We start from the raw sequence: 13,889 nt of genomic DNA, 5'->3' as shown, positions 1-13,889 counted from the left end.
ATCTCACATGATCACCTGGAAACGTAAAAGGACTCATTCATCGGCAGCGCGAGGTCTCTGCCTGATCATCCTGCTTCTTGCGCTGGTTACGCCCGAGGCCGACGCCGCCAGCCCCAGGGACAAAGCCGAACCCGGCTTTCAAAGCGATATCAAGGTCATGGCCGGCGTGATACACCTCACCAAGCCTGTGAATGCGGTCAGCGATGAGAACAAACTCATCACGTCCCTGGACACGTCGTCTTCCTCTGAGACAGAGTTTATCCCCATCATTATTTGGAACCTCAACTACACCTTTGATAACCGCAAGACGGCCCTGTTCGCAGGAACCCCAAACTCCAATATCGTAGAGGGAACCTACTTCCTCGAAGTGGGCGCCCGGCACCAGCTGGACAATGGCACCGCCCTCAGCCTCTCCTGGATACCCGAGCTCCCTCTGCTTGACGATGAGGTATGGAAAGATCCCTTTCTAACGGGTAAGGAAAGAGAAGAGACCGACAGAACCTCCCAAGGCTTCCAATTTAAGGCGGAATCCCTGCTGGGCTCCCCCTTCTTTTTGACCTACGCCTTCGGAACCAGTGACATTGAGGATGAAGAGTCAGGACAAGCCTACACCCATGAAACCAGCACCCCGCTCAGCCACAGCGACCTGCAAGCCCTCAAGCGCTCCGGTGACGCCCACCTCATCGAGACAGGGCTGCGCATCCCCGTGAGCCAATCCATCATACTGGGCACAACCCTCGACCTCCTTTGCAATGAAGCCGAGGGCAAGGCACACCGCTTTAACAAGGTTGGGGGCAAGGTCTCCGTCATCGTCCGTCACCCCATTTGTCAGGCCTTTTCCACTCTCTCTTTTCACCAGGCAGACTACGATGGGACCCACCCGGTCTTTGGTAAAAAAAGGGAAGACCGATCCTACAGCGCCTCCCTGGGCATCGAGGCCCCTCTGCGCTGGGGTCGTGACAATCTGAGCTTTTCGATGCTCATCAGGGTCTCCCGCACAGACTCCAACCTCGACTTCTATGAAGGAGAGACCGCCATGGCCGGGATGGGCGTCACCTATCGATTTTAGCCCTGCCAACGGCACGATTGGCTTTTTCCGGCGTCCTGAAAACGTGTTTTGACAGAGAGTGCAGACCTGCTCTATGATTGGAAGACTGATCTTTCATCCGGTTGCCCGCCTCCCATAACCCCTGACCCCTGCAGGTGCCATGAACTCTTCATCCGATCCCACGAGTCGCCCCTTTTCCGTAATGAGCATCAACCTCAGGTTTGGCCTTGCCGACGACGGGAAAAATGCCTGGGAACACCGCCGTGAAGCCTACGGCCCTCTGTTCGAAACCACCCAGCCAGACTTCATCGGCATGCAGGAGGCCAATAATTTTCAAACCCGATACCTCGCACAACTCTTGCGGGATTATCGATTTATCGGGGTACGCAACCCCTCGCCTTCGACCTGGCAGAACAACCTGATCTTTTACCAGAAAGAGTGGACCTGTCTCCGCCATGCCCACTGTTTTTTAAGCGACACCCCCCATGAAGAGAGCCTGCTGCCGGGGAGCAAGTGGCCGCGTCAGTGCGTCATCGGAGAATTCACCCGCGGGGCGGAACGCATCATCTGCGTCACCACCCACTTTGATTTTGACGCCGAGGTACAAAAACAGAGTGCGGATCTGCTGTTAGAATTTTTAAAGGATTTCCCAGGGGATCTGCCCATGATCATCACCGGAGACTTCAACGCTCCGCCCGAGAGCCTGGCTCATCAGGTGCTGGAATCCGGCGGGTTCAAGGACAGCTTCGACGGAGAGTACTCCTCCACCTTCCACGGCTTCACCGGAACCGACCTCGGAAAACATATCGACTGGATTCTCTACAAGGGGGGGCTCAAAGTGAAAGATGCCGAAGTGATCAAACATCCATTCGGAGGTGTCTACCCCTCCGACCACTTCCCGGTTCTCTGCCGGTTCCAATAAAAAACCCGCACCGGCGTTTATTCGCCTGTGCGGGTTTTTTTAAAACGGATCGAAAGCGGCCGGGGGAAAAGCCGCTTTTTAAAAAATCACCTGGGATGCCTGAGATTCCTCACATTCAAATCCCAGCTCCAGGAGCAGACCATCCCACCCATCATCATCGTGTCCACCTTATGCACGAACAGACGATTCCCCATCACCTTTCCGGCCACCTCAACCTCTTTGCCCACAAGCTTCTGCTTGGCAATTCGTGTCATGTTGGGGAGAAAATAGGGGGTGCCATCTTCAGCCACGAGCACAAAATCCCGTTCCATAGAGACAAGGGGATCCTTAAGACTTTTGGCGCAGGCGGTTTTATTCATGGCACAGCTCGCCCCCATAATCGTCCCCTTCACCTTCAGGGTTTCGGCAGAGGCGGAGGACATCGTAAAAAACACCAGAAGCGGTAACACCATAAAAAGAACGTAAACTCTTCGGTCCATGATCTGTCTCCTTAATTTTTGGGGATGCTTCCACGCACACGAAAGGAATGTCGAGATGCACGCTGTTCGAAGATGGGTAAGGGCTCTTGTGGCTCGCCCGGTGAACAGCCTGACAAATGACTCTGCGCCCCAAGGAAGAACCTCTCTGTCTCGAGAAATTCCCTCTTCGGTCACATTGACATTTTTATCCATTATCTTCGAAACGTCTCCTTATGTCAATTCCTCCCCCCACATGACCCGGTAAATATCCACCGGGTCACGTCCACCGCTTTTCATTTTCCAGCGAGGGTGGTATAGCCTCATTTATAAGGGTCACACGGATCCCTGCCGTAGAGTTCCCGCCACCCCTCCCTTATGGGCACCATGCCCCTGACTTTTTTAAAATTATAGGCTTTTTTATGAGTGTATTTGAAATCGCCATGCTGCTGTGTTTCGGCTTTGCCTGGCCCGCTTCCATCTGGAAATCCTGGACATCACAAAATAACTCGGGGAAAAGCCTTCAGTTTCTCTGTATCGTCCTCGTCGGCTATGCCGCCGGCATCGCCCACAAGCTCATTTACAGCTATGATGCCGTCATTATTCTTTACGGAATCAACGCCTTTATGGTGACCACCGACATTATTCTCTGGTTCCGCAACGGCCGACTGATGCAGGAGCAAAACGGTCATGATTTTACGCCCCAGCCACAAGCCCATGGATAAGAAACGCCACGGCCGCACCGCCCCCTTTCAACCCACCCCCTGACCCGCCACGGGGGAGACCTCCCAACGGGCCTCCCCCCTCGACCGCTTCCGCCAAAATCTACCGGCCCTTGTTTTTTCTATACATCTCACTCATTTTTGGCTATTTATGGTCGTTCAATACGTTAACATCGTTTCTTAAGAAGCGAGCTCGTACGCAACGGAAAGCATGTTTACAGGAATACCCCTACCCCATGACATTCACTGAATCAGGCATACAAAAATAACCCATAACGTATCAACCAGGTCACAGGAGGAAGATGTGGAAATGCAAAATGTTGTGATGGTCAGTGCCTGCCGAACCGCCATCGGCAAATTCCAGGGAGCCCTGAAAAATGTCTCAGCACGGGAGCTTGCCGTCCACGTGGGCAAGGAGGCCGTCACCCGTGCCGGCATCGATGTGGAAACCATCGATGAGCTGGTGCTGGCCCAATGCCTTCCCGGCATGCAGGGATCCCTCCCCGCCCGCCAGGTCTCCAAACGCATCGGCTTTTCCGATGCCAGCAGCGCCGTCTCCATCAACCAGAACTGCGGTTCCGGAATGCGCGCGGTCGAGATTGCCGCCCACAGCATTATGCTCGGCAAAAACGAGATCGCCATGGTCGTGGGCGCCGAGAGCATGACAGGCGCCCCCTACATGCTCCCCAAGGCGAGATCCGGGTATCGCATGGGACCCGGCGCCATCGAAGACTCCCTGCTGACAGACGCCCTGGTGGATGAGCTGGCAGGCGGTCACATGGGAATCACCGCAGAAAACGTGGCCGATAAATACGGGATCACCCGGAAAGAGTGCGATGAGCTGGCCCTTTTAAGCCATACCCGAGCCCTTGCCGCCATTGACGCGGGCCACTTCAAACGGGAGATCACCCCCTTTGAAATCATCACCCGAAAAGGGACGACCGTCTTTGACACCGATGAGCACCCCATCGCCAACAGCACCCTGGAGAGCCTGGCGGCACTCAAGCCCGCATTCAAAAAAGAGGGCGTGGTTACCGCTGCCAATGCTTCCGGGATTAACGATGGAGCCGCCGCAGCAATCCTCATGAGCGAAGCCAAAGCCAGAGAACTCGGGATCAAGCCCCTGATGAAACTAATCAACACCGCCTGTGCCGGGGTGGATCCGAAGCTCATGGGCCTGGGGCCCGCCGTGGCAATTCCCAAAGCCCTGAAAGGTACCGGTTACGCCTTTGATGATGTGGATTACTGGGAAATAAACGAAGCCTTTGCCGCCCAGTTCCTCGGCGTGGGTCGCATGCTGAAAGAGGAGTCCGGCATAAGGCTCTCCATGGAGAAGACCAACCACAACGGCTCCGGTATCGCCCTGGGCCACCCCGTGGGCTGTACCGCCCTTCGCATCCTCGTCAGCCTCTATTACGAAATGGAACGCCTTGACTTAAAGGTCGGCGGTGCCTCCCTCTGCGTAGGAACCGGCCCTGCCATCGCCTCCCTCTGGACAAGGGAGGGATAAGGCCGTATAACGGTTTCAGACACATGAATGGATGCGTTCGCAAAAAGTCACTGCCGCAGGGCCCATGCCGAATAACCCCGTATTGCCGGGCACATGCCCTCCTTCAGCCCGGGTATTCATCGCGATTTACCCACTTTTTATGAATCCATTATCATCTATCTCCGCCCCCCCGGACGCATCCGGGGGGCCGGAGTCCGGGCAAACGATCCCGCCCGTGACCCGATTCATCCTCTGGAGCCGCCCGTGAAAACCTTTGCCTTCTGGTTTGCGTCCCTTTTTATCAAGAACCACACCCGCACCGCAGACCCCCAAATTCGCGCCGCCTATGGCATGATGGAGGGCTGGATCAGCATTATCGGCAACACCCTCCTGTTCGTCATCAAGCTCACCATCGGCCTGGCCGTCGGCAGCGCCGCCCTCCTTGCCGATGCCGTCCATACCCTGACCGATTCGGCCACCTCTGCGGTGGTCATCGTGGGCTTTAAGATGTCCCGAAAGCCCTCGGACAGCCGCCACCCCTTCGGCCACGGCCGCATTGAACCGGTGGCCACTCTGATCATCGCCATTCTCCTTTTTGTCACCGGTTTCGAGCTGCTCAAACACAGCATCACCGCCATCCTGCATCCCACCCTCTCCACGGCAAGCTACGCGGCCATCGGTGTGATCTTCGGCACCGTCATTGCCAAGGAACTCATGGCGCGTTTCTCATTTACCCTGGGCGAGATCATCGACTCCGCCACCCTGAAGGCCGACGCCCTGCATCACCGAAGCGATGCGTTCTCCACCCTCCTCGTCATTGTGGCCCTCATCGCATCCCATTTCGGGTACAATCAGCTCGATGGGATCATGGGTATCGGGGTCTCTCTGGTTATCTTCGCTTCTGCCTGGGGCATTGCCCGGGAAGCCGTCAGCCCCCTCATCGGCGAGGCACCCTCCCTGGCGTTCCTGCACGAGATCGAGGGTGCCTGCCGCGCCGTCACCGAGGTCTTGGGCGTTCATGACATCATCGTCCACAACTACGGCGACACCCACGTCGTCTCCCTGCACATCGAGGTCTCCCACCACCTCTCGGCCCTGACCATTCACGAAATCGCCGAGGATGTGGAAGAGTCTGTGGCACGGGTCTCAGGCGGCATGGTCGTGGTCCACATGGACCCGATCAACCATGATCACCCCCACTACAACATCGTCCTCTCCAAAATTCAGGAGGTGGCAAAAGCCGACGATCGAATTCTCACCTTCCACGACCTGCGCATCGTGGGGGCGACCCTCGACCGGGGCACCATTCTTTTTGATCTCACCCTCGCCGATACCGACGGCTCCCTGGATTCCCAGGCGGTCCTCAGAGACACCGAAGAAAAAATAAAGGCGCGGTTCCCAGATCTCGACCTCCTGATCAAGATCGCTCCCATGTACAGCTACAACCCATAAAAATCAGGTCGACACCCAGGCACCCGCCAGAGCGCCGCCCCCTCAATACATTTTTCCGCAATGACAACCGCCAGCGAAGGGCCTGCCCGTCGCCTGCGCCCATCGTGACGACGCTGGCAGAAAAAAGGAGTTTAACCCGATGACCACTATCCCCGATCGACACGATGTGCCCAAGGCCCACACATGGGATCTGACCCCTCTGTTTAAGGACGACGCAGCGTGGGAGACTCTCTTCAAGGAAACGGAAACAAAAATCCCCGGTTACAAAATCTACCAGGGCCGCCTCGGCGAATCGGCGGAGACGCTTCGACAGGCCATTGATTACGATCTCTCTGTGAATCGGGCCTTAGAGCGCCTCTACACCTACGCTCATCTCCGAAACGACGAGGATAAAACCAACGCCACCTATGACGGACTCTTTCAAAAAGCCGTCAACCTCTATACCCGCATCGCCCAGGCGTCGAGCTTCTTTACCCCCGAAGTGCAGACCATTGATGAAAGGGTCATGGAGGGCTTCCTGGCCGACGGCGCCCTCTCTGAGTACCGGTTTTTCCTGGAAAAGATCCTGCGCTACGCACCCCACACCCGCAATAAGGAGGTGGAGGAGCTTCTCGCCATGTCCGCCGAAGCCATGGGAGCCCCCTCCCGCATCTTCGGGCAGTTGGACAACGCCGATCTGCGTTTCGGAACCATTCAAGATGACCAGGGCCTGGATCACGAACTCTCCCACGGCAATTTCATCGCCTTTCTGATGCACCCGAACCGGACCGTTCGAAAAAACGCCTTCACCACCTACTACAGCGCCTACGAGAGCCACAAGCACACCATAGGGGCCTCCCTGTCCGCCTCCATCAAAAAAGATCTCTTCCTCTCCAGGGCCAAACGCTTTGACTCCACCCTCAGCCGCTCGCTGTTCGCAGACAACGTGGACGAGAGCGTTTACACCCGCCTCATCGACAACGTCCGAAGCGGATTCTCTCCCCTGTTCGACTACCTGAGGCTCCGGAAAAAAAACCTGGGCGTCGAAAAACTGCATATCTACGACACCTATGTACCCCTGGCCGCAGATGTCGACTTCCACATGGACTATGACGAAGCGGTGGAGGTCACCCTTTCCGCCCTGGCCCCTCTGGGTAAGGACTATGTCGCCACCCTGAGAAAAGGCCTCCTCGGCGGCTGGGTGGATCGGTATGAAAACCGGGGCAAGCGAAGCGGAGCTTACTCTTCCGGCTGCTACGATTCGTCCCCCTACATCCTGCTCAACCATGACGAGAGCAGCATCAACAGCCTCTTCACCCTGGCCCACGAAGCCGGTCACTCCATGCACTCCCACTACTCCAGAACCACGCAGCCTTACATCTACGGAGACTACACCATCTTCGTCGCCGAGGTTGCCTCCACGCTCAACGAAGCCCTTCTCGGCCAGCATCTCCTTGCAAAATACAAGGGGAATAAAAAGATGGAGACCTACATCATCAACCGCGAGATCGACAACATCCGCGGGACCCTCTTCCGACAGACCATGTTTGCCGAATTCGAGATGCGCGTTCACGCCCTGGCCGTCGAAAACAAGGCCATTACCTTAGAGGTCCTCACCGACCTTTACGGCAGCCTGCTGGAGGATTACTTCGGAGACACCCTTGAAATGGATGACGTTCTCAAGCTGGAGTGCCTGCGCATCCCCCACTTCTACTCCTCCTTCTACGTTTACAAATACGCCACCGGCATCTCAGCGGCCCTGGATATTGCCGGACGCATCCTGAAAGGGGAAGAGGGAGCCGTCTCGCAATACATGAAATTTCTCACCCTGGGAGGCCGCCAGTTCCCCGTGGACGAGTTACGCACCGCCGGGGTCGACATGACCCGCCCGGAGCCGGTGACCAACACCATCGCGCACTTTGGGAAACTGGTGCTTCGGCTGGAGGAGCTCCTCTCTTAATCCCACCCAAACCCGGGGAGCCGGCGGAAACGCTCCGCCGTCCCCGGCTTTCTATTCCTTCTCGCATCGACTGACATTTTCCGGTATACTGCCTGTATCCGGTCACCATGGTTCATGGATTCATGTTCCGGCACATCTCTTTCCAGCGCCCTTTTCCTCCAGCCACGTGCCCCACCTTCGAACCGGATGCAACCCACCATGCCCAGGAGGCCCCATGGACGCCACGAACCAGGAACGACGTTTCGACCGATCCGAGACCAAACATGAATCACTGACAAACCTTCTCAACTACGGAAAAATGTACGGTGGCTTCGACCACGCCGTCATTATTCACAATGATAAAATTGTTGCCCGATCGACCCATGCGGACCAGTGCCTCCGTATGAAGGACATCGGCCTGATCCTCAGCCGGTCCGCCGGGTACCTCTCCAAAGCGGCTGCCTTTCCCGACATCGAAACCATTGTGGCCCAAACATCCAGGGGAAACAGCGTCGCCTGTTACTTTTTCAAGCCCAAAAACGGAAGCCTTTGTGCCATCATTGCCCTGTCAAAGACTCGGATCCCCCCATCCGCCGATAAAATCTTTGCACGAACCGCCAGCGGGTATGAACGCATCATTCGCACGACAATCAATTGAGCCTGATGCCCACCCGTTTACCGACAAAAAGGGACCCGTGCCCCTTTTTAAAGCAGGGCTCCATTCACGCCCGCAGACAGGAGGCTTCGAATGGGGGGATGCCCTAAACAATTCAACGCCCCAGCTATCCCCCCCTTTTTTTTATCATATTCATCCTTGAATCCACCCGGGGGAGTATGCTTTAAAGAAGGTCACTCAAGTCCAATCCGATGAACCCAAGATATTTGCGTTGTTATGAACTCCGGAACAATCGACAACCGGAACGATTTCACACCCATTTCAGCCCGGACTGAAACCACCCGCCGCAGACTTTCTCGAGCGTATGGCAGGGCCACGGGCAGGGAGACTTCATGACAGAGGTAAGACAGGAACGCCGTATCAATCGATCAACGAACCAACGGGAAGCCCTGAACAACCTGCTCGACTTCACACGGCTCAAGGGCGGATTCGATCAAGCCCTGATCGTCGATGACGATGGGGAGCTCGTGGCAACATCCATCCCCATCGGCGATGCCGCGGCCCTCGCCCCCATGGCCTGGGTGCTTCAAAAAGCCGCAGGGACCCTCTCCGGCCCTGCCTCCTTCAAAAAAGCCGAAACCATTATCATTCAGGTCTCTGAAGGGAAAAGCCTGGCCTGTCACTTTATCAGAGACTGGTTTGAAGGCGCCATCCTCGCAACCATCGACGGTAAAATGCCACCTTCCACAGAAAAAATTCTTGCCGGCACCGCCGAGAGTTACATGCGTATCATGACCAAACGCTGATGCCTGCCCTCCCTCTTCCTTAAAACGGTTGTGTTTCCTTCGCCGTCATATGCTATAAAACGCTGTGACGGCCTGGCACAGCCACCGGTCTGCAATGTCCAGACATGCGGTCCCAGAGGGAGGCACGTTTTGTCCCTTTCACCCAACCACCTACAACTCTTACGCAACAGCAGCGACCATGAACTCTTCCCCCTTACTGACACCCATCGGCACCGTCCACTCCTGTTTCACCGAAAAATTTGGCGTCCCCCGGCAACCGGGCATCGTCACCGAAGCCACCGGCACCATCGAACTCCTGGCACCCTACAACCGCAGTGAAGCGGTGCGCGACCTGGACGGATTCTCCCACCTCTGGATTATTTTCCTCTTTAATCGCTCAGCCCGGGGAGAATGGAAACCCATGGTTCGCCCGCCCCGACTCGGGGGCAACAAAAAAGTAGGGGTCTTTGCCTCCCGGTCCAATTTTCGTCCTAACCCCATTGGCCTCTCGGTGGTCCGCCTCCTTTCCGTCTCCGATGAAAAGGGAAAAATCCTGATTCATGTCAAGGGACTCGATATCCTGGATGGTACCCCGGTCCTCGACATCAAGCCTTACATCCCCTATGTGGATGCCATCGACGATGCCACCGGAGGGTTTGCCCCGGAAAAACCCGAACCCCGCCTCTCCGTCACCTTTGCCCCGGAGGCGGAGCTCGCCCTTCAGGGGCTCTCGGAAACCGCCTACCCCAACCTCCGAGACCTCATTGCAGGGGTGGTGGAACAGGACCCCCGTCCGGCCTACTACGACGCGAAAAAGAAAGACGCCTCCTTCGGTTTCTGCCTCTGGGACCTGAACATTCGGTGGAAAGCCCAGGGCACAATGGCCACCATTACGGAGATTACCCGATGAACGATGGCTCCCCATGGGACGAGCGCCCCGACTCGGAGGACCCGACGGCCCCCCCCAAAAAAATCACCCGCATCCGCTACGATGAAAAGCGCCCCGGTAACGCAGAAATCTTCTTAAACGGCAAGAAAGCCTTCAGTATCAACGCCTTCGATGCCGCGCTTCTGGAACAGGGTTCCGTCATGGACCCTGCGGAGGTGAATAAGAGAGCCCTTGAAGATGAAAAACAGCGCTGCTGGGCAAGCGTGCTTCGTCTGCTCGGGGTGCGCTCCCGAAGCCGAATGGAGCTCAAACGTCGCCTCCTGGATAAAAAATTTTCCGAAGAGGCGACCGAATCCGCCCTCACCCGCGCCGAAAAAGCGGACTTCATTAATGATGAGACCTTCGCCAGAGAGTGGATCGACGCACGCCTGAGAAACCAACCCAAAGGACGCTACCTGCTTAAGCAGGAACTCAGGCTCAAAGGGGTCGAAGAGGACCTCATCGACCGCCTCCTCGAAGAAGGGATCGATGAAACCGCCGCCGCCCTGACCCTGCTCCGTAAAAAAGCCTGGAAATGGAAAGGGCTTGATGACCCCGTCTTCCGTCAAAAGGCCTACGCCTTCCTCGCCGGCAAAGGATTTACCTTTGATATTACCCAGGAGGCCGTCCTGGGATTCATTGAGGAGAGAGAGGCCGAGCAGGGATAAAAAGCGAGCCTCCGGCGGCAAGGTGTGCCACCTTGAAAGCGGGTTGCGGATGCGCTTTGCCCCCATGTCACGGCGTAGCCGCAGGCGAAGACGGATCGCTTGTCGCGCCGTAGCCCATTGACGTTCATCTCTTCAGCATTTCATCAGGAGCCATCATGACCTCTGCCGCCCTCTGTTATTTTTCTCAAACCGGGACCACCCGGACCATCGCAGAACACATCGCCGAAGGCCTGACCCGATCCGGGGTTTCGCCTGCCCTGTACCCCATGGATGAAACCGATCCGGAGACACTCCTCGCCCATGACATCATCGGTATCGGGCTGCCCGTTTACATGTTCAGGCCTCCCTTCAACGTCCTTGATTTCGTCCAAAACCTCCCGGACCTTTCCGGCAAGAGTTTCTTCGTCTTTGTCCTCTTCGGCTCCCACCCGGGGAGCACGGCAGCCATCATTCGAACTCTTCTGGCCAAAAAAGGGGGGCGGGACCTCGGATTCCACTACAGCCGCGGTGCCGACCTCTACGCCGGCTACGTCAAACGAGGCACCCTCCTCTCTCCGGATCGCCCCAGCCCTGACGAAAAAGAAGACGCCGCAACCTTTGGAAAAGCGTTGCCGGCCCGCTTCACTGACCCGGCCTTCACCCCTGAAAAAGACCCCCACTCAGCCACCGTCATCGATCTGATCGAGCGGGCAACCTGCCACCGTTTTCTGGGGCGCCACCTTTACACTCGCCTTTTCACTGTGGACAAAGCGCGATGCAACGGCTGCGGCCACTGCGCGACCCTTTGCCCCACGGACAACATCACCTTTGATGAGAACGGCCATCCCCTCATCGGCCGGGACTGCCTCCTCTGCCTCAGCTGCGAGCTCAGATGCCCGAAAGAAGCCCTCTCGTCCCCCTTTACCTCGACCTTCCTGGCCCCTGTCATGGCGTTCAACCTCTGGCAGGCAAAGCGATTAGGGGTCGATCACGCCCCGGTCCGATGGGCCAAAGGACAGGTACGCCGCCTCACGGCCCCAGGGGATGGCACCCCCCCTCAAAAACGTTGGATTACAGAAAAAAAGTAAACGCTCAAAAAAAAAGCCTCCGGCGGCGAGGTGTGCCACCTCGAAAGCGGGTTTGTGAATGCGCATCGGGTATCGTCTCTCCGGCTGTAATGCGTCCGCATTCACGTGAAGTGAGAGGAAACGCTCAGTGCGTCGCAAGTGCCTGAGCCTTGAGTGTGCAGAATCCAACTCAGCCGGTAACCATTCAGGCCCCCAAAAAAAAGCCTTCTGCTGTTAAAGTACGGGGTAAAAACGTGCCTCCGGCGTCAAGGTCTGCCACCTCGAAAGCGGGTTTGTGAATGCGCATCGGGTGTCGTCTCTCCGGCTGTAATGCGTCCGCATTCACGTGAAGTGGGAGGAAACGCACAGTACGTCGCAAGTGTCTGAGCCTTGAATGTGCAGAATCCAACTCAGCCGGTAACTATTCACCCCCAAAAAAGCCTTCTGTGGTTAAAATACGGGGTAAAAACCTGCCTCCGGCGTCAAGGTGTGCCACCCCGAAAGCAGGGGACAGAGCATACGCTTCCCCCTATTTTCCTTGCCCTTTCCGGCCTCTGTTGATATGCATCATGATTTGGTGCCATAACATTTTTTATGATGCAGCATCAATGATCACCGCCTGAAATGGTACGATCGTAAAAAATAAGAAGCCAGGCTTCGCAGGAAGAACATCTTTGACGGATACAACCCTTCCGTCATCACCTTTAAGCCCTGCGTTGTTTAAGCGATTAAGCGATTTTCACGGTCCAAGGGGGGCAGTAATGGAATTTGAAAGTGTCGTGGAGGTTCAGGAGCGGCTGGAATCTCAGAAATATATCTCCTCACGAGAGATCGCAACCGTAGTCTATCTGGCTGTGGCCATGGAAAAACCCATCCTGGTGGAAGGCCCCGCAGGGGTCGGCAAAACCGAGCTGGCCAAAAGCATCGCCAAGGCCCTTAAGCGACCCCTCATCCGCATGCAATGCTACGAAGGCCTGGATGAATCCAAATCCCTCTACGAGTGGGAATACGCCAAACAGCTTCTCTACACCCAGATGCTGAAAGACAAGATCACCGACATCGTATCGGAATCCTCCACCCTGGCCGATGCCGTGGATGAGATCGCCAACCATGAGGACGCCTTCTTCTCCGAAAAATTCATCCAGACCCGCCCCTTGCTCGCCGCCATAAAATCCGAAGACCCCGTGGTGCTCCTCATCGATGAGATCGACAAATCCGATCCCGAGTTCGAGGCCTTTCTGCTGGAGCTTTTAAGCGACTTTCAGATCACCATCCCCGAAATCGGGACCATGACGGCCGTCACCAAACCCATCGTCGTTCTCACCTCCAACAACTACCGAGACATGAGTGACGCCCTCAAAAGACGCTGCATCCACCTCTTCATCGACTACCCCGACATCGACACCGAGATGGACATCGTCCGCATCAAACTCCCGGACATCGATGAGGCGCTCTTGAGAAAAATCGTCACCATCGTGGCCCGCATCCGGGCCATGGACCTGAAGAAAAAACCGTGCATCTCCGAAACCATCGACTGGGCCATGGCCCTGCTCACGCTCCAGATCGAAGACCTGACGCCCGAGGTCGTGGCCACCACATTAAATCCGCTCCTCAAATACAAAGCAGACTACGAGCTGGTCAAACGGAACCTCTCCGATGTGTTGCCGAATTAAAGAAGGGCGAAAAAAATGCCTCCGGCGGCCAGGGGATAATCCCCTGGACCCCAGGTTGCGAATGCTCTGAGCCCTCGTTCCTCGGACTCATCACATTCGCTGACGAGCTGCGCCCGTGGACTGCGGCAGAGGTTAAATACCCTGCATCGTCATCCCCGATGGGTGTT

13 protein-coding genes are annotated in these 13,889 nt (G+C 56.4%); 12 read left to right on the top strand and 1 reads right to left on the bottom strand.

Annotated elements, in window-relative coordinates; translation table 11 throughout:
* Positions 1-7 precede the first annotated feature (7 nt).
* Both Q1Q75_RS15550 and Q1Q75_RS15545 read left to right on the top strand, forming a co-directional pair.
* Entirely contained in the window at positions 8-1,069 is a 1,062-nt protein-coding gene (locus Q1Q75_RS15550; protein ID WP_300672474.1) for a DUF2860 family protein, read from the top strand.
* A 139-nt stretch (positions 1,070-1,208) separates the two neighbouring features.
* A complete protein-coding gene (locus tag Q1Q75_RS15545; protein WP_300672472.1) occupies positions 1,209-1,970 on the top strand; it encodes an endonuclease/exonuclease/phosphatase family protein in 762 nt (253 codons plus the stop codon).
* An 86-nt stretch (positions 1,971-2,056) separates the two neighbouring features.
* Here the strand turns inward: Q1Q75_RS15545 and Q1Q75_RS15540 are convergent, their stop codons facing one another.
* Complete coding sequence (locus Q1Q75_RS15540; protein ID WP_300672470.1) at positions 2,057-2,449, bottom strand: hypothetical protein; 393 nt, start codon at positions 2,447-2,449, stop codon at positions 2,057-2,059.
* A 398-nt stretch (positions 2,450-2,847) separates the two neighbouring features.
* On the opposite strand from Q1Q75_RS15540, the gene Q1Q75_RS15535 reads away from it, so the two are divergent.
* The 10 genes from Q1Q75_RS15535 (at position 2,848) to Q1Q75_RS15490 (ending at position 13,722) form a co-directional block, all read left to right on the top strand.
* Positions 2,848-3,150, top strand: a complete 303-nt coding sequence (locus Q1Q75_RS15535) for a hypothetical protein (protein ID WP_300672468.1) — start codon at positions 2,848-2,850, stop codon at positions 3,148-3,150.
* 307 nt (positions 3,151-3,457) lie between these two features.
* The gene (locus Q1Q75_RS15530) at positions 3,458-4,657 is read left to right on the top strand and encodes an acetyl-CoA C-acyltransferase (protein ID WP_300672496.1); all 1,200 of its coding nucleotides are present in this window, start codon (positions 3,458-3,460) and stop codon (positions 4,655-4,657) included.
* Between the two features lie 243 nt (positions 4,658-4,900).
* Positions 4,901-6,088 (top strand): cation diffusion facilitator family transporter, encoded by a 1,188-nt coding sequence (locus tag Q1Q75_RS15525; protein ID WP_300672466.1) that lies wholly within the window; start codon positions 4,901-4,903, stop codon positions 6,086-6,088.
* 139 nt (positions 6,089-6,227) lie between these two features.
* A complete protein-coding gene (gene pepF / locus Q1Q75_RS15520; protein WP_300672464.1) occupies positions 6,228-8,027 on the top strand; it encodes an oligoendopeptidase F in 1,800 nt (599 codons plus the stop codon).
* A gap of 214 nt (positions 8,028-8,241) precedes the next feature.
* Positions 8,242-8,664, top strand: a complete 423-nt coding sequence (locus Q1Q75_RS15515) for a hypothetical protein (protein WP_300672462.1) — start codon at positions 8,242-8,244, stop codon at positions 8,662-8,664.
* 350 nt (positions 8,665-9,014) lie between these two features.
* Complete coding sequence (locus Q1Q75_RS15510; protein ID WP_300672460.1) at positions 9,015-9,428, top strand: hypothetical protein; 414 nt, start codon at positions 9,015-9,017, stop codon at positions 9,426-9,428.
* A gap of 178 nt (positions 9,429-9,606) precedes the next feature.
* On the top strand, positions 9,607-10,317 hold the full coding sequence (gene tsaA / locus Q1Q75_RS15505; protein WP_300672458.1) for a tRNA (N6-threonylcarbamoyladenosine(37)-N6)-methyltransferase TrmO: 711 nt from the start codon (positions 9,607-9,609) through the stop codon (positions 10,315-10,317).
* Positions 10,314-11,003 (top strand): regulatory protein RecX, encoded by a 690-nt coding sequence (locus Q1Q75_RS15500; RefSeq protein WP_300672456.1) that lies wholly within the window; start codon positions 10,314-10,316, stop codon positions 11,001-11,003. Before tsaA ends, Q1Q75_RS15500 begins: the two co-directional genes overlap by 4 nt.
* A gap of 155 nt (positions 11,004-11,158) precedes the next feature.
* Positions 11,159-12,070, top strand: a complete 912-nt coding sequence (locus Q1Q75_RS15495) for an EFR1 family ferrodoxin (RefSeq protein WP_300672454.1) — start codon at positions 11,159-11,161, stop codon at positions 12,068-12,070.
* A 740-nt stretch (positions 12,071-12,810) separates the two neighbouring features.
* Positions 12,811-13,722, top strand: coding sequence for a MoxR family ATPase (locus Q1Q75_RS15490; protein ID WP_300672452.1), 912 nt, complete (start codon positions 12,811-12,813; stop codon positions 13,720-13,722).
* The last annotated feature ends 167 nt before the right edge of the window (positions 13,723-13,889 follow it).

It is taken from the genome of Desulfoluna sp. (genome assembly GCF_030145185.1).
GTDB lineage: Bacteria > Desulfobacterota > Desulfobacteria > Desulfobacterales > Desulfolunaceae > Desulfoluna.
Note: the sequence above shows the minus strand (reverse complement) of the source record. Positions and strands in the feature narration are given on the sequence as shown.

What these genes read in the sequence shown, in the direction of transcription:
- Q1Q75_RS15550 (WP_300672474.1), top strand. Translation starts at nt 8, where the DNA reads ATGATCACCTGGAAACGTAAAAGGACTCATTCATCGGCAGCGCGAGGT.
- Q1Q75_RS15515 (WP_300672462.1), top strand. Translation starts at nt 8,242, where the DNA reads ATGGACGCCACGAACCAGGAACGACGTTTCGACCGATCCGAGACCAAA.
- Q1Q75_RS15540 (WP_300672470.1), bottom strand. Translation starts at nt 2,449, where the DNA reads ATGGACCGAAGAGTTTACGTTCTTTTTATGGTGTTACCGCTTCTGGTG.
- Q1Q75_RS15500 (WP_300672456.1), top strand. Translation starts at nt 10,314, where the DNA reads ATGAACGATGGCTCCCCATGGGACGAGCGCCCCGACTCGGAGGACCCG.
- Q1Q75_RS15495 (WP_300672454.1), top strand. Translation starts at nt 11,159, where the DNA reads ATGACCTCTGCCGCCCTCTGTTATTTTTCTCAAACCGGGACCACCCGG.
- Q1Q75_RS15490 (WP_300672452.1), top strand. Translation starts at nt 12,811, where the DNA reads ATGGAATTTGAAAGTGTCGTGGAGGTTCAGGAGCGGCTGGAATCTCAG.
- Q1Q75_RS15510 (WP_300672460.1), top strand. Translation starts at nt 9,015, where the DNA reads ATGACAGAGGTAAGACAGGAACGCCGTATCAATCGATCAACGAACCAA.
- Q1Q75_RS15545 (WP_300672472.1), top strand. Translation starts at nt 1,209, where the DNA reads ATGAACTCTTCATCCGATCCCACGAGTCGCCCCTTTTCCGTAATGAGC.
- pepF (WP_300672464.1), top strand. Translation starts at nt 6,228, where the DNA reads ATGACCACTATCCCCGATCGACACGATGTGCCCAAGGCCCACACATGG.
- Q1Q75_RS15535 (WP_300672468.1), top strand. Translation starts at nt 2,848, where the DNA reads ATGAGTGTATTTGAAATCGCCATGCTGCTGTGTTTCGGCTTTGCCTGG.
- Q1Q75_RS15530 (WP_300672496.1), top strand. Translation starts at nt 3,458, where the DNA reads ATGCAAAATGTTGTGATGGTCAGTGCCTGCCGAACCGCCATCGGCAAA.
- tsaA (WP_300672458.1), top strand. Translation starts at nt 9,607, where the DNA reads ATGAACTCTTCCCCCTTACTGACACCCATCGGCACCGTCCACTCCTGT.